Consider the following 23,895-nt stretch of genomic DNA (forward strand, 5'->3'; position numbering starts at 1 on the left):
GCGCGCATCCTACACCGTGCTTCCGCTTACCGTACAGGCGATAGCGAAAAGCCTCACATTTGGCAATCCGGTTTCACATAAGTTCTTACACTTGTCGCTTGTCGCTTAGAACTTGTGGCCGCGTAGCCCTATAATGCGCGCCGGTTTTTGGGGTAATGGTCATGAGTACAGAAGATCCGCGGTTTGCCGGCATCGCTCGGTTGTATGGCATTGAAGGCCTGGAGCGTTTGCGCGCGGCCCATGTGGCGATTGTCGGCGTCGGTGGCGTCGGTTCCTGGGCGGCGGAAGCCGTGGCGCGTTGTGGCGTCGGCGAGATTTCGCTGTTCGACCTCGATGACGTTTGCGTGAGCAACGCCAACCGCCAGTTGCACGCGCTGGACAGCACCGTCGGCAAACCCAAGGTCGAGGTGATGGCCGAGCGTCTGCGCGGGATCAACCCGGACTGCACGGTGCACGCGGTGGCGGATTTTGTGACGCGCGAGACCATGGCCGAGTACATCACGCCGAATATCGATTGCGTGATCGACTGCATCGACAGCGTGAATGCCAAGGCTGCGCTGATTGCCTGGTGCAAGCGCCGCAAGATCCAGATCATCACCACCGGCGGCGCGGGCGGGCAGATTGACCCGACGCTGATTCAGGTCTGCGACTTGAACCGCACCTTCAATGACCCGTTGGCCTCGAAAGTGCGCTCGACCCTGCGCCGCGACTACAACTTCTCGCGCACCGTGACTCGTCATTACAGCGTGCCGTGCGTGTTTTCCACCGAGCAACTGCGCTATCCGAAACCGGACGGGAGCATTTGCTTGCAGAAGAGTTTTGTCGGCGACGGCGTCAAGCTCGACTGCGCCGGCGGGTTTGGCGCGGTGATGATGGTCACGGCGACGTTCGGCATGGTCGCGGCGACCAAGGCTGTGGACAAGATCGTCGCGGGCGTGCGGCGCCCGGCGGATCGGATTAAACCAGCGGTTTGAGCGGTGTGGCTGATGGCCTCATCGCGAGCAAGCTCGCTCCCACAGGGGAACGCATTCCAGGGTGGGAGCGAGCTTGGGGTTTAAGCGGTGTGGCTGATGGCGATTAACCAGCCAACTCATTCATTCGCTGTAACACGGCATTGAGGCCATTACTGCGCGACGGGGATAACTGTCTGCTCAGTCCAAGCTGGTTAAACCACTGCGGCAAATCCACTTGGCGCAGTTCATCTGCCGACAACCCGTTGACCCGCGCCAGCAGCAACGCGACCAACCCGCGAATCAATCGTGCATCGCTGCTCGCGGCGAACTGCCAATGGCCATCGCGCAACGCACCGACCAGCCACACCTGGCTTTCACAGCCATGCACACGGTTGGCGTCGACTTTATCCGCATCACTCAACGCCGGCAGGCGCTCGCCCCACTGCATCAGCAAACGGGCGCGTTGCTCCCAACTCGCGGCATTGTGAAAGGTTTCGAGGGCGACGGCGGCGTCGTCAGGCAAGCTCATCGCAGCAACTCCAGGGCTTGATCCAGTGCTTCAAAAAAGCGTTCCAGATCCTCCGAGTCGTTGTACAGCGCCAGCGACACCCGGATCGCCCCGGCCAGTTCGAAGCTTTTGAGCAACGGCATGGCGCAGTGATGGCCGGCGCGCACGGCGATGCCCTGTTCAGTCAGCAAATGCGCCAGATCCGAGTTATGCACACCCTCAACGACAAAACTGGCCAACGCGAGCTGCGGTTTGCCCAGCAGCCGAATGCCATTGCGCGCCTGCAAGCCTTTGAGCAAATACGCATGCAGCGCGGCTTCGTGGGCCGACACCGCGTCCTGATCCAGCCCGGCGAGGTAATCCAGCGTGGCGCCGAGGCCGATCACGCTGGCAATCGGCGGCGTACCGGCCTCGAAACCTAGCGGCGCGGGGCGGAATCGCGCGTCGTGGTAATTGGCATCGAGGACCATTTCGCCGCCGAATTGCCACGGCCGCAGCTGCTCCAGCGCCGCGTGACGGCCGAACAACACGCCGAGGCCATCGGGCCCGTAGAGTTTGTGACTGGAAAACACGTAGAAGTCGCAACCCAGCGCCTGCACGTCGTGCCGGCCGTGGACCACGCCTTGCGCGCCATCGACCACGGTCAGCGCGTTGTGCGCCTTGGCCATGGCCAGCAACTCGGGCAGCGGTTGCCAGACGCCGAGCACATTCGACAGCTGACTGACCGCCAGCAAACGGGTGCGCGGGCCGATCAATTGCGCGGCGGCGGCGAGGTCGATCACGCCGTCGCCATCCAGTGGCAAAACCACCAGTTTCAGCTCGCGACGCAGCGCCAGTTGCTGCCACGGCAGCAGGTTGGCGTGATGTTCCAGAGCGCTGATGACAATTTCATCGCCCGGATTGAATAAGTGTTCCAGCCCATAGGCCAGGAGGTTCAGCGCGCTGGTGGCGCCGTGGGTGAAGATGATCTGCCCGCAATCGCCCGTATTGAGCCATTGCGCGACTTTGCTGCGGCTGTCCTCGAACGCCTGGGTCGCGTGGGCGCCGGGCAGGTGTTGCGCCCGATGCACGTTGGCCGCGCCATTGGCGTAGTAATGCGCCAGGGCATCCAGCAGGGCTTGCGGTTTTTGCGTGGTGGCGGCGTTGTCCAGATAGGTCTGGTCTTGCCGTTGCAGCGCGGCGATGGCCGGGAAATCGGCGCGCCAGGGAGACGGAATCATCATGCAATCGGGCCCTGTTGAACATGGGCTGGGGGAACGCCTGACCTTGCCCGTGACGTTGATTTTGACCTTGTAGGAGCAAAGCTTGCTCGCGAAGCTTTTGGCAGTTTCAAAGGCCTCTTCGCGGGCAAGCCTCGCTCCTACATAGATCCTGTGGAGCAAAGCTTGCTCGCGAAGCTTTTGGCGGTTTCAAAGGCCTCTTCGCGGGCAAGCCTCGCTCCTACATAGATCCTGTAGGAGCAAAGCTTGCTCGCGAAGTTTTTGGCAGTTTCAAAGGCCTCTTCGCGGGCAAGCCTTGCTCCTACATAGATCCTGTGGGAGCAAAGCTTGCTCGCGAAGCTTTTGGCAGTTTCAAAAGCCTCTTCGCGGGCAAGCCTCGCTCCTACAAGGGCAGGGCGCAGGTATCGTCGAACGTTTTGCTTAGTTGTGAGCGTGCAGCGCTTCGTTCAGTTCGATGGCCGATTTGTGGGTTTTGCATTCCACCGCGCCGGTCTCCGAATTGCGCCGGAACAACAGGTCAGGTTGACCGGCCAGTTCGCGAGCCTTGACCACTTTCACCAGTTTGTTGTGCTCGTCCAGCAGCGCCACTTTGGTCCCGGCGGTCACGTACAGGCCCGATTCGACGGTGTTGCGGTCGCCCAACGGAATGCCGATACCGGCGTTCGCGCCGATCAGGCAGCCTTCGCCCACCTTGATCACAATGTTGCCGCCGCCCGACAGGGTGCCCATGGTCGAGCAACCGCCGCCCAGGTCCGAACCCTTGCCGACGAATACGCCGGCCGAGACACGACCTTCGATCATGCCCGGGCCTTCGGTGCCCGCGTTGAAGTTGACGAAACCTTCGTGCATCACCGTGGTGCCTTCGCCGACGTAAGCGCCCAGACGAATACGCGCCGCGTCAGCAATACGCACGCCGGCCGGGACCACGTAGTCGGTCATTTTCGGGAATTTGTCCACCGAGAACACTTCCAGCAACTCGCCACGCAGACGCGCTTCGAGTTGATGCTCGGCCAGTTCGGCGAGGTCGATTGCGCCTTGGCTGGTCCACGCCACGTTCGGCAGCAGCGGGAACACTCCGGCCAGATTCAAACCATGCGGCTTGACCAGACGGTGCGACAGCAGGTGCAGCTTGAGGTAGGCCTCAGGCGTCGAAGTCAGTTGTGCGTCTTCAGCCAGAATGGTCGCGACCAGCGGCTTGTGGCTTTCGGCCAGACGGGTCAGCAAGGCAGCCTGGGCAGCGTCGACGCTTTTCAGCGCTTCGGCCAATTGCGCAGCCTGAGCGGTGGTGAACGTGATGGCCTGGTTGCCTTCGCTGTAACCGAGTACCGGCGCAATCGCGGCAACCAGTTCGGCCGAAGGATTGAGCAGCGGCTGGGCGTAGAACACTTCCAGCCAGGTGCCTTGACGGTTTTGCGTGCCGACACCGAAGGCCAGGCTGAACAGAGTATTGGACATGTTGGGACCTCTAACAAAAAAGAACGGGCTGCTTACTTGAGGGCGGCCGCGTAGATATCTGGCTTGAAGCCAATCAGGGTTCGGTCACCGAGATCAAGCACCGGGCGCTTGATCATCGAGGGTTGTGCGAGCATCAGTTCGATGGCTTTGGCTTGGTCGAGATCGGCTTTGCGTTCGTCGTCGAGTTTGCGAAAGGTCGTGCCTGCACGGTTCAACACCACTTGCCAACCGTGCTCGTCGCACCATTGGGTCAGATGTTCACGGTCGATTCCGGCCGTTTTGTAATCATGGAAGTCATAGCTGACAGCGTGTTCATCGAGCCAGGTGCGCGCCTTTTTCATGGTGTCGCAGGCTTTGATGCCGAAAAGGTGCAACGTTTTACTTGAAACGGTCAAGGAATTGCCCCCTTTACAGGTGCTGGAAAAAAATGGTGACGGATTATGCCATGACCGGGCGGTTTCCACGCAAAACCCGCAAACGCAAAACCTGTGGGAGCCGAGCTTGCTCGCGATAGCGGTGGATCAATCCGCCTCAAGCGTGACTGTTACACCGCCATCGCCAGCCAGCTCAGCTCCCACAACGACAAGTCTAAGCGGCTAATATGGCACTTCAATGCTGTCGAATACCTGGGAAAACGCTTTATGCAAACTGCCTACACCGTCCTGATCCTGTTAATGCTGGTCGGCGTTTCGCGCCTGATCGGGCGGGTGATCCCCCTGCCGCTGCCGCTGGTGCAAATTGCCGCTGGCGCCTTGCTGGCCTGGCCGACGCTGGGGTTGCACGTAGCGCTGGACCCCGAGCTGTTCCTGTTTCTGTTCCTGCCACCGCTGCTGTTTTCCGACGGCTGGCGCATGCCCAAACGAGAATTGTGGCGCCTGCGCGGGCCGATTCTGACCCTCGCCGTAGGCTTGGTGCTGTTCACAGTGGTCGGCGCCGGGTACTTCATTCATTGGCTGATTCCGACAATTCCTTTGCCGGTGGCTTTTGCCTTGGCGGCCGTACTGTCGCCGACCGACGCCGTGGCAGTCTCGGCGATTTCCCAGAACCGCCTGCCGACGCCGCTGATGCACATGTTGCAGGGCGAAGCGCTGATGAACGATGCCTCGGGCCTGGTGACCTTCAAATTTGCTTTGGCCGCAGCGGTCACGGGCGTGTTCTCGCTGGCCAATGCGAGCCTGACGTTCGTGCTGGTCGCGGTCGGCGGGCTGGCCATCGGCGTGGCGCTGAGCTGGCTGGTCGGGCGTTTGCGCTCGTGGATGGTCGCCCGAGGCTGGGACGATCCGGCGACCCACGTGGTGTTCATGTTGCTGCTGCCGTTCGCCGCGTATGTGCTGGCCGAACGCCTCGGCGCTTCAGGGATTCTGTCGGCGGTCGCCGCCGGGATGATGCAGAGCTGGCTCGATCTGCTGCCGCGCCAGACCAGTACCCGGTTGCTCAATCGCAGCGTCTGGTCGTTGCTGGAATTTGCCTTCAACGGCCTGATCTTCCTGCTGCTGGGCCTGCAACTGCCGGACATCATCAAAGCGGTGGCCAGCCACGAAACCTCGTTGTGGCCGACCTTGTTCTACCGCTGCCTCGACGTGGTGGCGATCTTCATGGTGTTGCTGGTGTTGCGCTTCATCTGGGTGCAAAGCATCTGGCGGCTGTCCGGGCTGCTGCGGCGCTGGCGTGGTGAGGGCGAGCTGACGCCGGTGCCGACGGCGCGCTCCTGCTGGTTGTTGACGGTCGGCGGCGTGCGCGGCGCGGTGACCCTGGCCGGCGTGCTATCGGTGCCATTGTTGATGGGCGGCGACGCGTTTCCCGAGCGCGATTTGCTGATTTTCATCGCCGCCGGGGTGATCCTGCTGTCGTTGGTCGCGGCGTGCATTGCCTTGCCTTTGTTGCTGCGCGGCATCGAGAAAAGCCCCGACGATAAACGCCGTAATGAAGTACGCGACGCGTGGCGCAAAACCGCTGAAGCGGCAATTCATGCGCTGGAAGTCGAGGAGGCCAAACCTGCCGACGCGGCGCAAGCAGCGCTGGCGGCGGAACTGAAGGCGCGGCTCATGTCCGAATATCGCCATCAACTTGAGGTGTTCAACGATTCTGCCGAGGCGCAGGCGCTGGCGTTCGAAATGGATCTGCTGGAGCGGCGCTTGCGTTTGAAGGCACTGCGCGCGCAACGCCTGGAGTTGTACAAGTTGAGTCGTCATCACCAGATCGGTGATGACGTGTTGCGCGAAGTATTGGGCGAGCTGGACATGAGCGAGGCGAACCTCGGACAGGTCAAATAGACAACTTATTCATCTGGCGCGGCAGGGTAGGGATACGCTGCCGCCATGAAGGCTTTGTCCTTGTCGCTAAGCACCAAGTTGAGGTCAATCTTGAAATCGCCTTCGGTCCAATCCTCGCGGATCGCGTAGTGCATGATCGATTTCGGATCATAGTCGGAGTAACGCACTTCATTGCCATCGAATCGAGTGAGATAACGTTCGTCCACGACGGTGCGCGCGTAGTGGTCTTCATCGGCAAACTGATCAGCGCCATGCGCCGCGTAAAGTGCGCGCAAGTCCCATGGAATGTTCACTTCAGGGTGTTGGTGTTCATGCAGGGCGCCCAATACATGGCCAAACTCGTGCATCACATTGGCGGCAAAAAATCCCGGCATACGCATGTCCGGGGACAATCCCATAGTTGCGCCTTCTGTGCGTAACAGCGCGTCGGTGCCGATCAGCGACCAATAGGTGCCCGGTGTCTGGGTAATGCGGATATCGCCCTGATCGCCTTCGATGAAAAGAAACTCAAGGTTGATATGCGGCAGCCAATTATTGGCGGCTTCCATAGTTGCCTGAATGAAGTCGTCATCACCATCGAGGAAGGCAATATGCAGCGTGCGGCCGGGTGCCCAGAACCTGGTATGTTTGGCCACGGCACGTTTACCACGACCGCCCGAAGAGGCAATTCGATTGGCGGGGTTTTCATTAATGGCAACCTCGTAAGAGGCGCTCAAGTCATCGACGTTTATAATTTCGCAAGGTGTTGAATCATGCATGTTTGAACTTCCATGTTTAGCGGGTTTTAAATCAGGGGGTGGTGTTGGCCTTCGGGTAAGCTTTGCGCATATTGCGCCTGTCGAGTTTGCTGATGCGCATATTGCGCGGAACTTCCCAATCACCGATTGTCAGTTCATTAGTGACGACGTAATGCATGATTGACTCCTTGTCATAAGGGCCTTGCATGAAGTCGACTGTCGGCAATAACGTGAACAAATTGTAATCGACTTGTTCTTTGGTCCATTGATAGTGAGCTTTGTAGTAGTCATAGACTTTAGGTTTGTCCCACGGGATGTTCGCCTTGGGGTGCAGGTGTTCGTGCTGCAGGCCCAGCGCGTGGCCGAACTCATGCAGTATGGTCCATTCGAAATCGTTGTCCTGCGGGTCGACGAACAGGCTCAGTGTCGGCTGGTCCGTTGGAGCCAGTGTCGCGTCCGTGCCCACATAAGACTCATTGGTTTGTGCGCCGGTCTTTATACGGATATCACCGCTTAATGCCTGGTCAAAGGTAAACGTCAGGTTGGTAGACGGTTCCCATTGTCTGATGATGCCTTCGATTTGTTTTCTTAGCGTCTCAGGCTCGGCATTGACAAACGTAATATTCAAACTGCGTCCATTGCCCCAGAATTTACTCCATTGGCCTACTGAACGTTTATGTCGTCCACCCGAAGTTAGTGTTAATTCATTGGCTGGATTTTCCTTAATGGCAACTTCAAAGGACGCCAGAAGATTATCTGGACTTATGACCTTGCAAGGATGGGTGTTCATTGTCGACTTCCATGTGAGCAAACGAAATTATGCGTGCATTGGAAGGCTAAGCGAGTTGGTGAGATTTGTTAAGTTGTAATTCGATTGACGCTGTTACTTGATGTTTTAACGCCGCACGGCATTGCGCCGTGCGGAGTATTAGGGGCTTGTTATTTGTTGGTAATAAACGCGCGAATACGTTCCGCCGCTTCAACACATTCCGCCAGCGGTGCAACCAGCGCCATGCGAATGCGTCCGGCGCCAGGATTGAAGCCGTCGACATCGCGGGACAAGTAAGAGCCCGGCACCACAGTTACATGTTCTTTGACGAACAAGTCGCGGCAGAATGCTTCGTCATCGCCATCAATGTTTGGCCACAAGTAAAAACCGCCGTCCGGGCGCTGCACGTCCATGACCGGGCTGAGGATTTCCAACACTGCGTCGTACTTCTCGCGATACAACGCACGGTTGGCGCGCACGTGCACTTCGTCGTTCCACGCGGCGACGCTGGCCAGTTGCGTTTGCACCGGCATCGCGCAGCCGTGGTAAGTGCGATAGAGCAGGAAACCTTTGAGGATGTCGGCGTCACCGGCGACAAAACCCGAGCGCAGGCCCGGCAGGTTGGAGCGTTTCGACAGGCTGTGAAACACCACGCAACGTTTGAAATCGTTGCGGCCCAGTTCCACGCAAGCGCTGAGCAGACCCGGCGGCGGCGTTTGTTCGTCGAAGTAGAGCTCGCTGTAGCACTCGTCGGCGGCGATCACGAAATCGTATTGGTCGGCGAGGGCGATCAGTTTTTTCAGGGTGTCGACCGGAATCAACGCGCCAGTCGGGTTGCCCGGCGAACACAGGAACAGAATCTGGCAGCGTTTCCAGATGTCCGGGGAGACCGCGTCGAAATCCGGGTTGAAGCCGTTTTCATCCAGGCACGGCAGGTAATGCGGCTTGGCGCCGGCGAGGAACGCCGCGCCTTCGTAGATCTGATAGAACGGATTCGGGCTGACCACCAGCGCATCGTCGCCACGGTTGACCACGGTTTGCGTGAAGGCAAACAGCGCTTCGCGGGTGCCATTGACCGGCAGCACGTTGCGCGACGGGTCGAGCCAGCCGGTCGGCACGTTGAAGCGCCGCTCGCACCATGCGGCGATGGTTTCACGCAGCGCCGGGATGCCGAGGGTGGTCGGGTACACGGCCATCTGATCCAGATTGCTCGCCAGCGCTTCGGCGACAAAACTCGGCGAACGGTGCTTCGGCTCGCCAATCGACAGCGCAATCGGGCGCTTGTCGGGGTTTGGCGTGACGCTGCCGAGCAGCGCGCGGAGCTTCTCGAAAGGGTACGGCTGCAACTGGTTCAGAGCGTTGTTCATCGGTGCGGGGTCTCTTTGAATGTGGGAAGGCTCCCAATCTCAGCCAGGGCACAAAACCTGTGGGAGCGAGTTTGCTCGCGATGACGGCGGGACTTTCAACATCAATGTGTGCTGATCCACCGCTATCGCGAGCAAGCTCGCTCCCACAAGGGTTCTGCTTGACTGAACATCTTTGGGTTTGCCCATCCCACAGGGGAAATTTGTTAATTCAAATACTGATACGCGACAAGTTGATCTCGGGTTCCTGGCTGACGGTCAGCTGTTCGACGATTGCATCCTGCAAACGGCTGCACAGCAACGGGTCGGACAGCGGTTGATTGTTGGCGTCGGTGATGAAGAACACGTCTTCCACGCGTTCGCCAAGGGTCGCAATCTTCGCGTTCTGCAACGACAGGTCGAATTCGAGAAAGATATTGCCGATCCGCGCCAACAGCCCTGGCCGATCCGGCGCGCTGAGTTCCAGAACGGTCACCGGGCGCTGCGCGTCGTTGTGAATCGTCACTTGCGGGGCAAAGGTGAAATGCTTCAACTGGCGCGGCACCCGGCGCTGAATGATCGTCGGGTAATCGTCAGGGTTGCGCAGCGCTTCGGTCAGGCCTTCGCGGATCTTTTTCACCCGCGCCGGGTTATCGCCGATCGATTCGCCCTCGGTGTCGAGCACGATGTAGGTGTCGAGGGTGAACTGGCTGCTGGAGGTGATGACCCGCGCGTCGTGAATGTTCAGGTTGAGCTGGTCCATCGCCGCCACGGTTACCGCGAAGAAGTCATGCTGGTCCGGCGCATAAATGAAGATCTGCGTGCCGCCCTCGAACTCGCGTTGCGTGGTTTCCTTGATCAACACCAGCGGCCCGCCATCGGCCGGCTGCTGCAGGATCGCGTCACTGTGCCAGGCGACATCGCCGGCGGTGTGGCGCAGGAAATAGTCATCGCCCAGTTGCGCCCACAATTGCTCGACGTCGTCCGGGTCGGTGCCGCCGCGCACCAGAATATCCAGCGCTGCGCTTTGGGTCTGGCGGATCTGTTCTTCGCGATCGACCGGGTTTTCCAGGCCGCGACGCAACGCACGCTTGGTCTCGGTGTAGAGCTGGCGCAACAGACTGGCGCGCCAGGAATTCCACAAGGTCGGGTTGGTCGCGTTGATGTCGGCGACGGTCAGCACGTAGAGGTAATCGAGGTGCGTTTCATCGCCGACGATCTGCGCGAAATCGTGGATCACCTGCGGGTCGGACAAGTCCTTGCGCTGCGCGGTGGTCGACATCACCAAGTGGTTTTGCACCAGCCAGACGATCAGGCGGCTGTCCCACGTCGGCAACTGATGACGCTGGCAGAACGCCTCGGCATCCACCGCGCCGATGTCCGAATGGTCGCCATGCCGGCCCTTGCCGATGTCGTGGTAAAGCCCCGCGAGGTAGATCAATTCCGGTTTCGGCAGCTTGGCCATGAGCTTGCTGGCCAGCGGGAATTTTTCCGACACCTGCGTGTACTGCAACTTACGCAAATGCTTGATCAGATTCAGCGTGTGCGCGTCGACGGTATAGATGTGGAACAGGTCATGTTGCATCTGCCCGACGATAAAACCGAACTCCGGCAGATAGCGCCCGAGGATGCCGTAACGGTTCATCCGCCGCAGGTTGCGGTGAATGCCGATCTTGCATTTGAACAGTTCGATAAACAGGCTGGTGTTGCGAATATCGTTGCGGAAATCGTCGTCGATCAGATGGCGGTTTTCTCGCAGCAGACGAATGGTGTCGGCGCGCACGCCTTTGATTTCCGGCTGCTGAGCCATCAGCACGAAGATTTCGAGCATGGCGAACGGCGTGCGGCGGAACACATTGTCGTTGCGCGCTTCGATGTAGCCATCGTGCAACTGGAACCGCGAATTGATCGGCTGCGGCGGCGCTTCGTCCTCCGGCGCGAGGATGACTTCTTCGAAGTGCTGGATGATCAAGTCGCTGAGCTGGGCGATGCTCATGACCACGCGGTAATACTGTTGCATGAAGTTTTCGATGGTGTGCTTGGTGTCGTCCCCTTCGAAACCGAGCAGCGCGGCGATCGAGCGCTGGTGGTCGAACAACAAGCGGTCTTCGGAACGTCCGGCCAGCATGTGCAGGGCGTAGCGGACCTTCCACAAAAACTCCTGGGAGGAGGCGAGCAGGGCGTTTTCACTCTCGACCAGAAAGCCTTCGCCGGCGAGGGCGCGCAGGTTCAGCGTGCCGTACTGACGACGGGCCACCCACAGAATCGTCTGGATATCGCGCAGACCACCGGGCGAGCCTTTGACGTTGGGTTCGAGGTTGTATTCGGTGTCGTTGTATTTGTGGTGGCGGGCCTTTTGCTCGGCGCGCTTGGCCAGGAAAAACTCTTTGCTCGGCCACATGTGCGCGGTGCTGGTGACGTCGAGCATGCGCTGGCGCAGGCGCTCGGGGCCGCAGATGGTGCGGCTTTCCATCAGGTTGGTGACCACCGTCAGGTCGGCACGCGCCTCGACCGCGCATTCGTCCACCGAGCGAACGCTCTGACCGACCTCAAGGCCGATGTCCCACAGCAGCGTCAGAAAACGCTCGATGGAATCGCGGAAAATCTCGTGGTCGGCGCTGTCCAGCAGGATCAGCAGATCGATGTCGGAATACGGGTGCAACTCGCCGCGCCCGTAGCCGCCGACCGCGATCAGCGCGATGTCGGCGTCTTCGCTCCAGTTGAACTGCTCCCAAGCCTTTTGCAGGATGTTATCGACGAACCAGGCGCGATCCTCGATCAGCCGGCGAATGTCGCGGCCGCTGCGAAAACGCCCGTCGAGCACCTCGCGGGCCTGGCGAATCGCCTTCTTGAAAGCCGCGATGGGGCTGGCTTTCAGGGCCAGTTCAGCCTGGAACTGGCCACGGTCGAAGAGTTCGGGATCCACCTGCGGCATCGATTGGCTTTCCTTTCTATAAGGCTAGGGGCAGAACGGGTCGATCAGGCCGAAACGCGCGGGATGGTGTCATCGGCGCGCAGGGTGAAGATCTCGTATCCGGTTTCGGTGACCAGCAGCGTGTGTTCCCACTGCGCCGAGAGTTTGCGGTCCTTGGTGATAGCGGTCCAGCCATCGCCGAGCACTTTGGTGTCAGCCTTGCCCTGGTTGATCATCGGCTCGATGGTGAAGGTCATGCCGGCTTGCAGTTCCATGCCGGTGCCCGCGCGGCCGTAGTGGAGGATTTGCGGCTCCTCGTGAAACACTTTGCCGATGCCGTGGCCGCAGAATTCGCGAACGACCGAAAAGCCGTTCTTTTCCGCGTGTTTCTGGATCACTTCACCGATATCGCCGAGGCGGCAGCCGGGTTTGACGATTTCAATCGCCTTGTACATGCATTCCTGGGTGACCTGCGACAGGCGCTCGGCCCAGACCGGCACGGTGCCGACGTGGAACATGCGGCTGGTGTCGCCGTGGTAGCCGTCCTTGATCACGGTGACGTCGATGTTCACGGTGTCGCCATTCTTCAGCGGCTTCTCGTTCGGGATGCCGTGGCAGACCACGTGGTTGATCGAGGTGCAGATCGACTTCGGGAAGCCTTTGTAGTTGAGCGGGGCGGGAATGGCTTTCTGCTCGTTGACGATGTAGTCGTGGCAGAGGCGATCGAGTTCTTCGGTGGTGACACCCGGTTTGACATGTTCGGCAATCATTTCCAGCACATCGGCGGCCAGTTTGCCGGCGATACGCATTTTGGCGATGTCCTCGGGAGTCTTGAGGGTGACGGTCATACAGGCTCTCTCTGCGCTCGATGGCGCTTTCTGAATACAAAGGGGGCTTTTTCGCGATCAGTGGTCGCGGCCCTGAAAAACGCGATTCTAACAGACGATCACGGCAAATCTGAGCTTCTGTGTCTATGGATGTAAGTCGCTTCCCTCTATAGATAGGTGCATGGGCGGGCGATTCCAAGGGTGCAAATAAAGGCGCGCGCGAGGAATCGAGAATCCTGGTTCCGTTTTTTTCTGCCCTGTGATATAAAATGCGCCGCTTTCCGGGGATACCCCGAAAGGCTTAAATCCACACACGTGTCGACACGATGACCTGGGTGCCTTCAGCTGATGCTGCTGGTTGGTCATTGGGATACGTGGAGGCCAAACCCGACTTATTAAGGAACTATCATGTCCCAAGTCAACATGCGCGATATGCTGAAGGCCGGTGTGCACTTCGGTCACCAAACCCGTTACTGGAACCCGAAAATGGGTAAATACATTTTCGGCGCGCGTAACAAGATTCACATCATCAACCTTGAAAAAACCCTGCCAATGTTCAACGAAGCTCTGACTTTCGTAGAGCGCCTGGCCCAGGGCAAAAACAAGATTCTGTTCGTCGGCACCAAGCGTTCCGCTGGCAAGATCGTTGCTGAAGAAGCAGCACGTTGCGGTTCGCCGTACGTCGATCACCGCTGGTTGGGCGGCATGCTGACCAACTTCAAAACCATCCGTGCTTCCATCAAGCGTCTGCGTGACCTTGAAGTGCAAGCCGAAGACGGTACTTTCGCCAAGCTGACCAAGAAAGAAGCGCTGATGCGCACTCGCGATCTTGAGAAGCTCGATCGTTCCCTGGGTGGTATCAAGGACATGGGCGGTCTGCCAGACGCACTGTTCGTTATCGACGTTGATCACGAGCGCATCGCGATCACCGAAGCCAACAAGCTGGGCATCCCGGTTATCGGCGTAGTCGATACCAACAGCAGCCCGGAAGGCGTTGACTACATCATCCCAGGCAACGATGACGCAATCCGCGCTATCCAGCTGTACATGGGTTCGATGGCTGACGCAGTAATTCGTGGTCGCAACCACGTTGCTGGCGGCACCGAGCAGTTCGTTGAAGAAGCTCCGGTAGCAGCAGCTGAGTAATTGACGCTTTGGCGTTGACTCAGTAAGCAAAAAGGGGGCTTGGCCCCCTTTTTGCCACCTCGAAAACCATTTGTCGGTAGCGCAGCTACAGCTTCTGTAACGTGCAGCGACCTGCAAGGGTGTTTCGGGAAGAATTGATCGCCCGTTCGATCGGGTGGAATGGTTGAAAACCTATCCAAGAGGATTTTTGAAATGGCAGAGATTACTGCAGCGTTGGTCAAAGAACTGCGCGAGCGTACTGGCGAAGGCATGATGGACTGCAAGAAAGCCTTGACCAAGGCTGGCGGCGACATCGAAAAAGCCATTGATGACATGCGCGCTTCGGGCGCCATCAAGGCTGCCAAGAAAGCGGGCAACGTTGCCGCTGAAGGCGCTATCGCTCTGAAAGAAGACGGCAAGTCCGCCGTTCTGCTGGAAGTGAACTCGCAGACCGACTTCCTGGCTCTGCAGGACGACTTCAAGGCATTTGTTGCTGCAAGCGTTGAAAAAGCGTTCGCCGACAAACTGACTGACGTCGCTCCGCTGATCGAAGCTCAAGAAGCTGCTCGCCTGGTACTGGTCGGCAAGGTTGGCGAAAACGTCAACATCCGTCGTCTGGCGCGCGTTGAAGGTGACGTTGTTGGCGGTTACCTGCACGGTAACAAGATCGGCGTTGCAGTTGTCCTGAAAGGCGGCACTGTTGAGCTGGCCAAGGACATCGCCATGCACGTGGCGGCGACCAACCCTGAATTCCTGCTGCCGTCGGAAGTTTCCGATGAAGCGGTAGAGCGTGAGAAGGGTGTATTCCTGACTCTGAACGCTGACAAGATCGCCGGCAAGCCGGAGAACATTGTTGAAAACATGGTCAAGGGCCGTATCAGCAAGTTCCTGGCCGAGGCTTCCCTGGTTGAGCAGGCGTTCGTCAAGAACCCTGAAATCAAGGTTGGCGAACTGGCCAAGAAGGCTGGCGCTGAAATCGTTTCCTTCACTTACTTCAAAGTAGGCGAAGGCATCGAGAAGCCGGTCGACAACTTCGCTGAAGAAGTTGCTGCCCAGCTGGCTGCCGCCAAGCAATAAGACGGTTTTCATAACTGTCGCCCTGAAGAGGCTGCCCGCTAACGCGCGCAGCCTCTTTTCAGATGGGCTGCCAATTTTTGATTGGTTTCCCGTTGGAACTGGCTTACAAAGCCATGTTCCGATGGCGCTGAAGCAGCGCCAAGCTAGAGTGAACGCCAGCTGTAAACAGCTCGCAAAGAATTTTTAAAATACGCCGCAGGAGAGATTCGCAATGGCTCAGCAGGGCAGTGGTTATCAGGCTCGCTATAAACGCATTCTACTCAAGCTTAGCGGCGAGGCCCTGATGGGCTCGGAAGAGTTCGGGATTGACCCGAAAGTTCTGGATCGCATGGCGCTGGAAGTGGGCCAATTGGTCGGCATCGGTGTGCAGGTCGGTCTGGTGATCGGCGGCGGCAACCTGTTTCGCGGGGCAGCGCTGAGCGCGGCCGGCATGGATCGGGTAACCGGCGACCACATGGGCATGCTGGCCACTGTGATGAACGCCCTGGCCATGCGCGATGCGCTGGAACGTGCCAATATCTCGGCTATCGTGATGTCGGCCATTTCCATGGTTGGCGTGACCGATCACTACGATCGCCGCAAGGCCATGCGTCACCTGAACGCCAAGGAAGTGGTTATTTTCGCGGCCGGTACAGGCAATCCGTTCTTCACCACGGATTCGGCAGCGTGCCTGCGTGCAATCGAAATCGATGCCGATGTCGTGCTCAAGGCGACCAAGGTCGATGGCGTCTACACCGCTGACCCATTCAAAGACCCGCATGCCGAGAAGTTCGATCATCTGACTTACGATGAAGTACTGGATCGCAAGCTGGGCGTGATGGACCTGACCGCTATTTGCCTGTGCCGCGACCACAAGATGCCGTTGCGCGTATTTAACATGAACAAGCCCGGCGCCCTGCTGAACATTGTGCACGGCGGCGCTGAAGGGACCCTGATCGAGGAAGGCCAACAATGATCAACGAAATCAAGAAAGACGCTCAAGAGCGCATGCAAAAATCCCTGGACTCTCTGGCGCACGCGTTCGGCCAGATCCGTACCGGCAAGGCTCACCCAAGCATTCTGGGCAGCGTGATGGTGCCGTACTACGGCACAGACACTTCCATCACTCAAGTGGCCAACATCACCGTAAAAGACTCCCGTACCCTGCAAGTCGTGGCATTCGAGCGCAACATGCTCGCCGCTGTCGACAAAGCGATCCAGAGCGCCGGTTTGAACCTCAACCCGACCAACCTGGGCGAGTTGCTGCTGATCTCCATGCCAGCCCTGACCGAAGAAACCCGCAAGGGCTTCACCAAGCAGGCTCGCAGCGCAGCGGAAGACGCGCGCGTTGCCGTGCGCAACATCCGTCGCGATGCGTTGGGCGAGCTGAAGAAACTGGTCAAGGACAAGGAAATCAGCGAAGACGAAGAACGTCGTGCCGCTTCCGATATCCAGAAGCTCACCGACAAGGCTGAGGCCGACATCGACGCGGCGACCAAGCAAAAAGAAGCGGACCTGATGGCCGTATAAGGGTCGCGTTTTCATGGATAAGACCAAGCAGACTGCGCCGTCCGCGGTGCCGCGCCATGTCGCGATCATCATGGATGGTAACAATCGCTGGGCGAAGAAACGCTTTATGCCGGGTGTCGCCGGGCATAAAGCGGGTGTGGATGCGGTACGGGCGGTGATCGAGGTGTGCGCCGAGGCCAAGGTCGAAGTGCTGACCCTGTTCGCCTTCTCCAGTGAAAACTGGCAGCGCCCTGCCGATGAGGTCAGCGCCTTGATGGACCTGTTCTTCAAGGCGTTGCGTCGTGAGGCCAAGCGCCTCAACGACAACAACATATGCCTGCGGATCATCGGCGACCGTTCGCGTTTCCATCCCGAGCTGCAAGCTGCCATGCGTGAAGCCGAGGCCATTACTGCCGGCTCCAACCGCTTTATTCTGCAGATCGCCGCCAACTACGGCGGTCAGTGGGATATCGCGCAAGCCGCGCAGCGTCTGGCGCGGGAAGTTCAGGCCGGGCATCTGCGCCCGGAAGACATTACCCCGGAACTGCTGCAAACCTGTCTGGCGACTGGCGACCTGCCATTGCCGGACTTGTGCATTCGTACCGGCGGTGAACACCGCATCAGCAACTTCCTGCTATGGCAACTGGCTTACGCCGAGTTGTACTTCTCCGACCTGTTCTGGCCGGACTTCAAACACGACGCCATGCGCACTGCGCTGGCCGATTTCGCTTCTCGTCAGCGTCGCTTCGGTAAAACGAGCGAGCAGGTCGAGTCTGGAGCCCGGGTTTAATGCTTAAACAACGAATCATCACTGCGCTGATCCTGCTGCCGATTGCCCTGTGCGGGTTTTTCCTGCTCGAAGGTTCCGGTTTTGCCCTGTTCATCGGGCTGGTCGTGACCCTTGGTGCCTGGGAGTGGGCGCGTCTGGCAGGTTTCGCGGAACAATCGGTTCGCGTCGGTTATGCGGCAGTCGTCGCGCTGATGCTGCTGATCATGCACCTGGTGCCCGGCCTCGCCCCTTGGGTGCTGGGCGCCGCGGTGCTGTGGTGGGCGGTGGCAACCTATCTGGTGCTGACTTACCCGAGCACCACCGGCCATTGGTCCAGCGCCGCGTGCAAACTGGTCATCGGCCTGTTGATCCTGTTGCCAGCCTGGCAAGGTCTGGTCCAGATCAAACAGTACCCGTTGGGCAACTGGCTGATCATGGCGGTGATGGTGCTGGTCTGGGGCGCTGACATTGGTGCTTACTTTTCCGGGCGCAAGTTCGGTAAACGCAAACTGGCGCCGCAAGTCAGCCCGGGCAAAAGCTGGGAAGGCGTCTATGGCGGCCTCGCGCTGAGCCTGGTGATTACGCTGGTGGTCGGCCTGGTGCGCGACTGGACCGTGGCGGAACTGCTTAAAGGCCTGCTTGGCGCGGCGTTGATCGTGTTCATTTCGGTCGTGGGCGACCTCACCGAAAGCATGTTCAAGCGTCAGTCCGGGATCAAGGACAGCAGTAATTTGCTGCCAGGTCACGGCGGTGTGCTTGATCGTATCGACAGCTTGACCGCAGCCGTTCCAGTGTTCGCGGTGCTGTTGTGGATGGCGGCACCGTGAGCCGTCCGCAGCAGATTACCGTCCTCGGCGCGACTGGCTCGATTGGCCTGAGCACCCTGGACGTGATTGCGCGTCATCCCGAGCGTTATCAGGTTTTTGCCTTGAGCGGCTTCTCGCGCATCAGTGAGTTACTGGCGTTGTGCGTGCGGCACACGCCGCGTTTTGCCGTGGTCCCGCAACTGGCGGCCGCGCGTGGTTTGCAAGACGACTTGCGCGCGGCCGGGTTGCCGACGCGTGTGCTGGTGGGGGAGGAGGGCCTGTGTCAGGTCGCCGCCGACCCTGAAGTCGACGCGGTAATGGCGGCCATCGTCGGTGCGGCGGGCTTGCGTCCGACCCTGGCGGCGGTCGAGGCCGGCAAGAAGATTCTGCTGGCCAACAAGGAAGCGCTGGTGATGTCCGGCGCCTTGTTCATGCAGGCTGTGCGCAAAAGCGGCTCGGTGCTGTTGCCAATCGACAGCGAGCACAATGCGATTTTCCAGTGCATGCCGAATGATTTCGCCCGCGGTCTGGGTGCGGTCGGCGTGCGTCGGATTTTACTTACAGCCTCTGGCGGACCGTTCCGACAGACGCCGATGGCAGAGTTGGAGCATGTGTCCCCTGATCAGGCGTGCGCGCACCCGAACTGGTCTATGGGGCGCAAGATTTCGGTCGATTCGGCCAGCATGATGAACAAAGGCCTCGAATTGATCGAAGCCTGCTGGTTGTTCGATGCCAAGCCATCGCAGGTCGAAGTGGTGATTCATCCGCAGAGCGTGATCCATTCGCTGGTCGATTATGTCGATGGTTCGGTGCTGGCGCAGTTGGGTAATCCGGACATGCGCACACCGATTGCCAACGCCTTGGCGTGGCCGGAAAGGATTGATTCAGGCGTTGCCCCGCTGGATCTGTTTGCCATCGCCCGCCTGGATTTTCAGGCCCCCGACGAAGAGCGCTTCCCGTGCCTGCGTCTGGCACGGCTGGCGGCGGAGTCGGGCGATAGCGCGCCGGCGATGCTGAATGCGGCGAATGAAGTGGCGGTCGCGGCGTTTCTCGACGGACGGGTTCGTTACCCGGAAATCGCGAGTATCATCGAGGACGTCTTGAATCTGGAGCCTGTGGTTGCGGTGAATGATCTTGAGACGGTATTCACCGCAGACGCCAAGGCGCGTTTGCTGGCCGAGCAGTGGTTGAGTCGTCACGGGCGATAAGTGTTGCAGGACGTTGGCCCAATGCAGCACTGGATAGGATTGCGGAGAAAGTAGATGAGCGCGCTCTATATGATTGTCGGCACCCTGGTAGCCCTGGGCGTGCTGGTCACCTTCCACGAATTCGGCCACTTCTGGGTCGCGCGTCGCTGTGGGGTCAAAGTGCTGCGCTTCTCCGTCGGCTTCGGCATGCCGTTGCTGCGCTGGCACGACAAGCAAGGCACCGAATTTGTCCTCGCTGCCATTCCGCTCGGCGGCTACGTGAAGATGCTCGACGAGCGTGAAGGCGAAGTGCCGCTCGATCAGATCGATCAATCGTTCAACCGCAAATCCGTGCGTCAGCGTATCGCCATCGTTTCTGCGGGGCCGATCGCCAACTTTCTCCTGGCAATGGTGTTCTTCTGGTTGCTGGCCATGCTCGGCAGCGAGCAGATCCGGCCGGTCATCGGCGCGGTCGAGTCGGGCAGCATCGCTGCCAAGGCCGGCCTCGGCCCGAACCAGGAAATCGTCGCCATCGACGGCGAACCGACCTCCGGTTGGGGTGCGGTCAATTTGCAACTGGTGCGTCGCCTCGGCGAGAGTGGCACCTTGCAGTTGCTGGTGCGCGAGCAGGGTTCTACCGCTGATACGCCGCGTGAGCTGGTGCTGGAACAGTGGCTGAAAGGCGCAGATGAGCCTGATCCGATTCGCTCGCTGGGCATTCGTCCATGGCGTCCGGCGATTCCACCGATCCTTGCCGAACTCGATTCGAAAGGCCCGGCGCAAGCCGCAGGTCTGAAAACCGGCGACCGTCTGCTGGCGCTCGATGGCAAACCGCTGGACGACTGGCAACAGGTGGTCGACACGGTACGTATTCATCCTGATACCAAAATCATGCTGCGCGTCGAGCGCGATGGTGCTCAAATCGACGTCCCTGTGACGCTCGCGGCACGCGGCAGCAGCAAGGCAGCCACGGGTTATCTGGGCGCCGGGGTAAAAGCAGTCGATTGGCCACCAGAGATGATTCGCGAGGTCAGTTACGGTCCCGTGGCAGCAATTGGCGAGGGTGCTCGACGCACTTGGACCATGAGCGTACTGACCCTCGATTCGCTGAAGAAAATGTTGTTCGGCGAGCTCTCGGTAAAAAACTTGAGTGGACCGATAACCATTGCTAAAGTGGCGGGCGCTTCTGCCCAGTCGGGTGTCGCTGATTTCCTGAATTTCCTTGCTTATCTGAGTATTAGCCTGGGGGTTCTGAATTTGTTGCCCATTCCTGTACTGGATGGGGGACATTTGTTGTTTTATCTGATCGAGTGGGTGCGTGGTCGCCCCCTGTCGGATCGGGTGCAGGGTTGGGGGATACAGATCGGTATCAGTTTGGTGGTCGGGGTGATGTTGCTTGCTCTGGTCAATGATCTGGGTCGACTGTAACGCTTCGCTGAATTGCGAATCTGCCGCATTTTGCGGCAGTTTGTTTATTGCCAGTTGGAATAAGAAAGGACTTCATGAAACGTCTGCTGCTAACTGCGGTTCTCACCGTATTGATGATCGCCGAAGTTCACGCCGAGTCCTTCACTATCTCTGATATTCGCGTCAATGGCCTCCAGCGGGTCTCCGCGGGTAGTGTCTTTGGTGCCTTGCCGTTGAACGTCGGTGAGCAGGCGGACGATCGTCGCCTGGTGGAATCCACTCGTGCGTTGTTCAAAACCGGGTTCTTTCAAGATATCCAGCTGGGTCGCGAAGGCAATGTCCTCGTTATCACGGTAGTCGAGCGTCCGTCGGTCGCCAGTATCGAGATCGAGGGTAACAAGGCCATCTCCACTGAAGACCTGATGAAGGGCCTGAAACAATCCGGCCTCTCCGAAGGCGAGATCTTCCAGCGTGCCACCCTCGAAGGTGTGCGTAACGAACTGCAACGTCAGTACGTTGCCCAGGGTCGTTACTCGGCCACTGTCGACACCGAAGTGGTGGCGCAGCCGCGTAACCGCGTCGCGTTGAAGGTCAACATCAACGAAGGCACCGTTGCCGCCATCCAGCACATCAACGTGGTGGGTAACACGGTATTCGCCGACGACGACCTGATCGACCTGTTCGAACTCAAGACCACCAACTGGCTGTCGTTCTTCAAGAACGATGACAAGTACGCTCGTGAAAAACTCTCCGGTGACCTGGAGCGTCTGCGCTCCTACTACCTGGACCGCGGCTATATCAACATGGATATCGCTTCGACCCAGGTGTCCATCACCCCGGACAAGAAACATGTCTACATCACCGTTAACGTCAGCGAAGGCGAGAAGTACACCGTTCGCGACGTGAAACTGAGCGGTGACCTGAAAGTGCCTGAAGATCAGGTCAAGTCCCTGCTGCTGGTGCAGAAAGGCCAGGTGTTCTCGCGCAAGCTGATGACCACCACTTCCGAACTGATCACCCGTCGTCTCGGTAACGAGGGTTACACCTTCGCCAACGTCAACGGCGTGCCTCAGCCGCACGAAGAAGACAACACCGTAGACATCACCTTCGCCGTTGATCCAGGCAAGCGTGCCTACGTGAACCGCATCAACTTCCGTGGCAACACCAAGTCCGAAGACGAAGTGCTGCGTCGTGAAATGCGTCAGATGGAAGGCGGCTGGGCTTCGACCTACCTGATCGACCAATCGAAAACCCGTCTTGAGCGTCTGGGCTTCTTTAAAGAAGTCAACGTCGAAACGCCGGCCGTACCGGGCGTGGATGACCAGGTTGACGTGAACTACAGCGTGGAAGAGCAGGCTTCCGGTTCGATTACCGCCAGTGTCGGTTTCGCCCAGAGTGCCGGTCTGATCCTCGGTGGTTCGATCACCCAGAACAACTTCCTCGGTTCGGGTAACAAGGTCAGCGTCGGTCTGACCCGCAGCGAATACCAGAGCCGTTACAACTTCAGCTATGTCGATCCGTACTGGACTGCTGATGGTGTGAGCCTGGGTTACAACGCTTTCTATCGCACCACTGACTACAAAGACCTCGACGTCGATGTAGCAAGCTATGCGGTAGACAGCCTGGGTGCTGGCGTCAGCGTCGGCTACCCGATCAGCGAAACGTCGCGCCTGACCTTCGGCCTGACTGCGCAACAGGACAAGATCAAGACCGGTCAATACACCGTTGATGAGATCTTCGACTTCGTGAACCAGGAAGGCGATAACTACCTCAACTTCAAGGCGTCTGCCGGCTGGTCCGAATCGACGTTGAACAAAGGTGTGCTGGCAACCCGTGGCCATTCCCAGAGCCTGACTCTGGAAACCACCACGCCGGGCAGCGACCTGTCGTTCTTCAAACTTGATTACCGCGGTCAGCTGTTCCAGCCGATCACTGAAAACTACACCGTGCGTCTGCACACTGAATTGGGTTACGGCGACGGCTACGGTTCGACCGATGGCTTGCCGTTCTATGAAAACTACTATGCTGGTGGTTTCAACTCGGTTCGTGGTTTCAAGGACAGTACTCTTGGCCCGCGCAGTACGCCGAGCCGTGGTGCTGGCGTGACTGGTAACACTGGCACTCTGCGCGACCCGGATCAGGATCCACTGCCGTTCGGTGGCAACGTCCTCATCCAGGGTGGTGTCGAGGTGTTGTTCCCGCTGCCATTCGTCAAGGATCAGCGTTCCCTGCGGACTTCGGTCTTCTGGGACGTGGGTAACGTATTCGATTCCAAGTGCGACAAGACGACCAACGCCAATGTCGGCACCAGCGCTCAAACCGAGTGCAACGACATCAGCCTGAGCAACGTCGCCAGCTCCGTCGGTGTCGGCGTGACCTGGGTCACCGCACTGGGTCCTCTGAGCTTCGCGTTGGCCATGCCGATCAAGAAACCGGATGACGCTGAAACTCAAGTGTTCCAATTCTCCCTCGGCCAGACGTTCTAAGCGTCTGACCCAAGATAACGACAATGGATTTTGTAGGAGTGCATCGTGCGTAAGTTGACTCAATTGGTTCTCCTGGCGACCGTACTGGTTGCAGGCCCGGCTTTTGCCGACATGAAAATCGCCGTTCTGAATTATCAGATGGCTCTGCTCGAATCCGACGCGGCGAAAAAATACGCCGTCGACGCCGAGAAGAAGTTCGGCCCACAGCTGAGCAAACTGAAAACCCTGGAAAGCAGTGCCAAAGGTATTCAGGACCGTCTGGTTGCCGGTGGCGACAAGATGCAGCAAGGCGAGCGTGAGCGTCTGGAGCTTGAATTCAAGCAAAAGGCCCGCGACTTCCAGTTCCAGTCCAAGGAACTGAACGAAGCCAAAGCCGTTGCTGACCGTGAAATGCTGAAGCAGCTGAAGCCAAAACTGGACAGTGCTGTGGAAGAAGTCATCAAGAAAGGTGCTTTTGACCTGGTCTTCGAGCGTGGCGCAGTGATTGATGTCAAACCTCAGTACGACATCACTCGCCAGGTTATCGAGCGCATGAATCAGCTGAAGTAATC

At 58.7% G+C, this 23,895-nt stretch carries 21 protein-coding genes; 12 read left to right on the forward strand and 9 right to left on the reverse strand.

The genetic code is table 11. The features are described 5' to 3' along the window. Positions 1-161: 161 nt before the first annotated feature. Positions 162-974, forward strand: coding sequence for a tRNA cyclic N6-threonylcarbamoyladenosine(37) synthase TcdA (gene tcdA / locus FBY12_RS09090; RefSeq protein ID WP_178111738.1), 813 nt, complete (start codon positions 162-164; stop codon positions 972-974). 103 nt (positions 975-1,077) lie between these two features. Here tcdA and FBY12_RS09095 read toward each other — a convergent pair whose 3' ends face one another. The 4 genes from FBY12_RS09095 to FBY12_RS09110 form a co-directional block, all read right to left on the reverse strand. Next, positions 1,078-1,482: a SufE family protein gene (locus FBY12_RS09095; protein ID WP_145252659.1), complete on the reverse strand. Its 405-nt coding sequence runs from the start codon at positions 1,480-1,482 to the stop codon at positions 1,078-1,080. Beyond that, on the reverse strand, positions 1,479-2,684 hold the full coding sequence (locus FBY12_RS09100; RefSeq protein WP_145253278.1) for an aminotransferase class V-fold PLP-dependent enzyme: 1,206 nt from the start codon (positions 2,682-2,684) through the stop codon (positions 1,479-1,481). Before FBY12_RS09100 ends, FBY12_RS09095 begins: the two co-directional genes overlap by 4 nt. A 417-nt stretch (positions 2,685-3,101) precedes the next feature. Then, a complete protein-coding gene (gene dapD, locus FBY12_RS09105; protein ID WP_092272623.1) occupies positions 3,102-4,136 on the reverse strand; it encodes a 2,3,4,5-tetrahydropyridine-2,6-dicarboxylate N-succinyltransferase in 1,035 nt (344 codons plus the stop codon). A 32-nt stretch (positions 4,137-4,168) separates the two neighbouring features. After that, complete coding sequence (locus FBY12_RS09110) at positions 4,169-4,531, reverse strand: ArsC family reductase (RefSeq protein WP_010462846.1); 363 nt, start codon at positions 4,529-4,531, stop codon at positions 4,169-4,171. 246 nt (positions 4,532-4,777) lie between these two features. On the opposite strand from FBY12_RS09110, the gene FBY12_RS09115 reads away from it, so the two are divergent. Beyond that, positions 4,778-6,409: a Na+/H+ antiporter gene (locus FBY12_RS09115; protein ID WP_145252660.1), complete on the forward strand. Its 1,632-nt coding sequence runs from the start codon at positions 4,778-4,780 to the stop codon at positions 6,407-6,409. A gap of 5 nt (positions 6,410-6,414) precedes the next feature. Here FBY12_RS09115 and FBY12_RS09120 read toward each other — a convergent pair whose 3' ends face one another. The 5 genes from FBY12_RS09120 to map all read right to left on the reverse strand — a co-directional run bounded on the left by FBY12_RS09120 (position 6,415) and on the right by map (position 13,020). Beyond that, the gene (locus FBY12_RS09120) at positions 6,415-7,167 is read right to left on the reverse strand and encodes a hypothetical protein (RefSeq protein WP_145252661.1); all 753 of its coding nucleotides are present in this window, start codon (positions 7,165-7,167) and stop codon (positions 6,415-6,417) included. Positions 7,168-7,198: 31 nt separating this feature from the next. Further along, the gene (locus tag FBY12_RS09125; RefSeq protein ID WP_145252662.1) at positions 7,199-7,936 is read right to left on the reverse strand and encodes a M12 family metallopeptidase; all 738 of its coding nucleotides are present in this window, start codon (positions 7,934-7,936) and stop codon (positions 7,199-7,201) included. Positions 7,937-8,085: 149 nt separating this feature from the next. Further along, positions 8,086-9,282, reverse strand: coding sequence for a succinyldiaminopimelate transaminase (gene dapC / locus FBY12_RS09130; RefSeq protein ID WP_145252663.1), 1,197 nt, complete (start codon positions 9,280-9,282; stop codon positions 8,086-8,088). A 208-nt stretch (positions 9,283-9,490) separates the two neighbouring features. Continuing rightward, entirely contained in the window at positions 9,491-12,193 is a 2,703-nt protein-coding gene (locus FBY12_RS09140; RefSeq protein WP_092272460.1) for a [protein-PII] uridylyltransferase, read from the reverse strand. Positions 12,194-12,237: 44 nt separating this feature from the next. After that, positions 12,238-13,020, reverse strand: a complete 783-nt coding sequence (gene map / locus FBY12_RS09145) for a type I methionyl aminopeptidase (protein WP_121731109.1) — start codon at positions 13,018-13,020, stop codon at positions 12,238-12,240. A 387-nt stretch (positions 13,021-13,407) separates the two neighbouring features. On the opposite strand from map, the gene rpsB reads away from it, so the two are divergent. The 10 genes from rpsB (at position 13,408) to FBY12_RS09195 (ending at position 23,893) form a co-directional block, all read left to right on the forward strand. Then, a complete protein-coding gene (gene rpsB / locus FBY12_RS09150; protein ID WP_003219330.1) occupies positions 13,408-14,145 on the forward strand; it encodes a 30S ribosomal protein S2 in 738 nt (245 codons plus the stop codon). A gap of 192 nt (positions 14,146-14,337) precedes the next feature. After that, the gene (gene tsf, locus FBY12_RS09155) at positions 14,338-15,201 is read left to right on the forward strand and encodes a translation elongation factor Ts (protein WP_121731108.1); all 864 of its coding nucleotides are present in this window, start codon (positions 14,338-14,340) and stop codon (positions 15,199-15,201) included. Between the two features lie 211 nt (positions 15,202-15,412). After that, entirely contained in the window at positions 15,413-16,156 is a 744-nt protein-coding gene (pyrH, locus tag FBY12_RS09160) for a UMP kinase (RefSeq protein ID WP_003172271.1), read from the forward strand. Then, complete coding sequence (gene frr / locus FBY12_RS09165; protein ID WP_145252665.1) at positions 16,153-16,710, forward strand: ribosome recycling factor; 558 nt, start codon at positions 16,153-16,155, stop codon at positions 16,708-16,710. The genes pyrH and frr overlap by 4 nt, the downstream gene beginning before the upstream one ends. A 13-nt stretch (positions 16,711-16,723) precedes the next feature. Next, positions 16,724-17,479 (forward strand): polyprenyl diphosphate synthase, encoded by a 756-nt coding sequence (gene uppS / locus FBY12_RS09170; protein ID WP_092272448.1) that lies wholly within the window; start codon positions 16,724-16,726, stop codon positions 17,477-17,479. Continuing rightward, on the forward strand, positions 17,479-18,285 hold the full coding sequence (locus FBY12_RS09175; RefSeq protein WP_145252666.1) for a phosphatidate cytidylyltransferase: 807 nt from the start codon (positions 17,479-17,481) through the stop codon (positions 18,283-18,285). Before uppS ends, FBY12_RS09175 begins: the two co-directional genes overlap by 1 nt. Next, positions 18,282-19,472, forward strand: coding sequence for a 1-deoxy-D-xylulose-5-phosphate reductoisomerase (gene ispC, locus FBY12_RS09180; protein WP_145252667.1), 1,191 nt, complete (start codon positions 18,282-18,284; stop codon positions 19,470-19,472). The genes FBY12_RS09175 and ispC overlap by 4 nt, the downstream gene beginning before the upstream one ends. A gap of 54 nt (positions 19,473-19,526) precedes the next feature. After that, on the forward strand, positions 19,527-20,879 hold the full coding sequence (gene rseP, locus FBY12_RS09185; RefSeq protein ID WP_109503181.1) for a sigma E protease regulator RseP: 1,353 nt from the start codon (positions 19,527-19,529) through the stop codon (positions 20,877-20,879). A gap of 74 nt (positions 20,880-20,953) precedes the next feature. Next, positions 20,954-23,344 (forward strand): outer membrane protein assembly factor BamA, encoded by a 2,391-nt coding sequence (gene bamA, locus FBY12_RS09190; RefSeq protein WP_121731103.1) that lies wholly within the window; start codon positions 20,954-20,956, stop codon positions 23,342-23,344. A gap of 45 nt (positions 23,345-23,389) precedes the next feature. Beyond that, entirely contained in the window at positions 23,390-23,893 is a 504-nt protein-coding gene (locus tag FBY12_RS09195) for an OmpH family outer membrane protein (RefSeq protein WP_092272436.1), read from the forward strand. Positions 23,894-23,895: the final 2 nt, after the last annotated feature.

This window comes from Pseudomonas sp. SJZ131 (genome assembly GCF_007828705.1).
GTDB classification, from domain to species: Bacteria; Pseudomonadota; Gammaproteobacteria; order Pseudomonadales; family Pseudomonadaceae; genus Aquipseudomonas; species Aquipseudomonas prosekii.

Bases quoted from the DNA above. Each gene is read 5' to 3' on its own strand.
- tcdA (WP_178111738.1), top strand. From the start codon at position 162: ATGAGTACAGAAGATCCGCGGTTTGCCGGCATCGCTCGGTTGTATGGC.
- FBY12_RS09095 (WP_145252659.1), bottom strand. From the start codon at position 1,482: ATGAGCTTGCCTGACGACGCCGCCGTCGCCCTCGAAACCTTTCACAAT.
- FBY12_RS09100 (WP_145253278.1), bottom strand. From the start codon at position 2,684: ATGATGATTCCGTCTCCCTGGCGCGCCGATTTCCCGGCCATCGCCGCG.
- dapD (WP_092272623.1), bottom strand. From the start codon at position 4,136: ATGTCCAATACTCTGTTCAGCCTGGCCTTCGGTGTCGGCACGCAAAAC.
- FBY12_RS09115 (WP_145252660.1), top strand. From the start codon at position 4,778: ATGCAAACTGCCTACACCGTCCTGATCCTGTTAATGCTGGTCGGCGTT.
- FBY12_RS09120 (WP_145252661.1), bottom strand. From the start codon at position 7,167: ATGCATGATTCAACACCTTGCGAAATTATAAACGTCGATGACTTGAGC.
- FBY12_RS09125 (WP_145252662.1), bottom strand. From the start codon at position 7,936: ATGAACACCCATCCTTGCAAGGTCATAAGTCCAGATAATCTTCTGGCG.
- dapC (WP_145252663.1), bottom strand. From the start codon at position 9,282: ATGAACAACGCTCTGAACCAGTTGCAGCCGTACCCTTTCGAGAAGCTC.
- FBY12_RS09140 (WP_092272460.1), bottom strand. From the start codon at position 12,193: ATGCCGCAGGTGGATCCCGAACTCTTCGACCGTGGCCAGTTCCAGGCT.
- map (WP_121731109.1), bottom strand. From the start codon at position 13,020: ATGACCGTCACCCTCAAGACTCCCGAGGACATCGCCAAAATGCGTATC.
- rpsB (WP_003219330.1), top strand. From the start codon at position 13,408: ATGTCCCAAGTCAACATGCGCGATATGCTGAAGGCCGGTGTGCACTTC.
- tsf (WP_121731108.1), top strand. From the start codon at position 14,338: ATGGCAGAGATTACTGCAGCGTTGGTCAAAGAACTGCGCGAGCGTACT.
- pyrH (WP_003172271.1), top strand. From the start codon at position 15,413: ATGGCTCAGCAGGGCAGTGGTTATCAGGCTCGCTATAAACGCATTCTA.
- frr (WP_145252665.1), top strand. From the start codon at position 16,153: ATGATCAACGAAATCAAGAAAGACGCTCAAGAGCGCATGCAAAAATCC.
- uppS (WP_092272448.1), top strand. From the start codon at position 16,724: ATGGATAAGACCAAGCAGACTGCGCCGTCCGCGGTGCCGCGCCATGTC.
- FBY12_RS09175 (WP_145252666.1), top strand. From the start codon at position 17,479: ATGCTTAAACAACGAATCATCACTGCGCTGATCCTGCTGCCGATTGCC.
- rseP (WP_109503181.1), top strand. From the start codon at position 19,527: ATGAGCGCGCTCTATATGATTGTCGGCACCCTGGTAGCCCTGGGCGTG.
- bamA (WP_121731103.1), top strand. From the start codon at position 20,954: ATGAAACGTCTGCTGCTAACTGCGGTTCTCACCGTATTGATGATCGCC.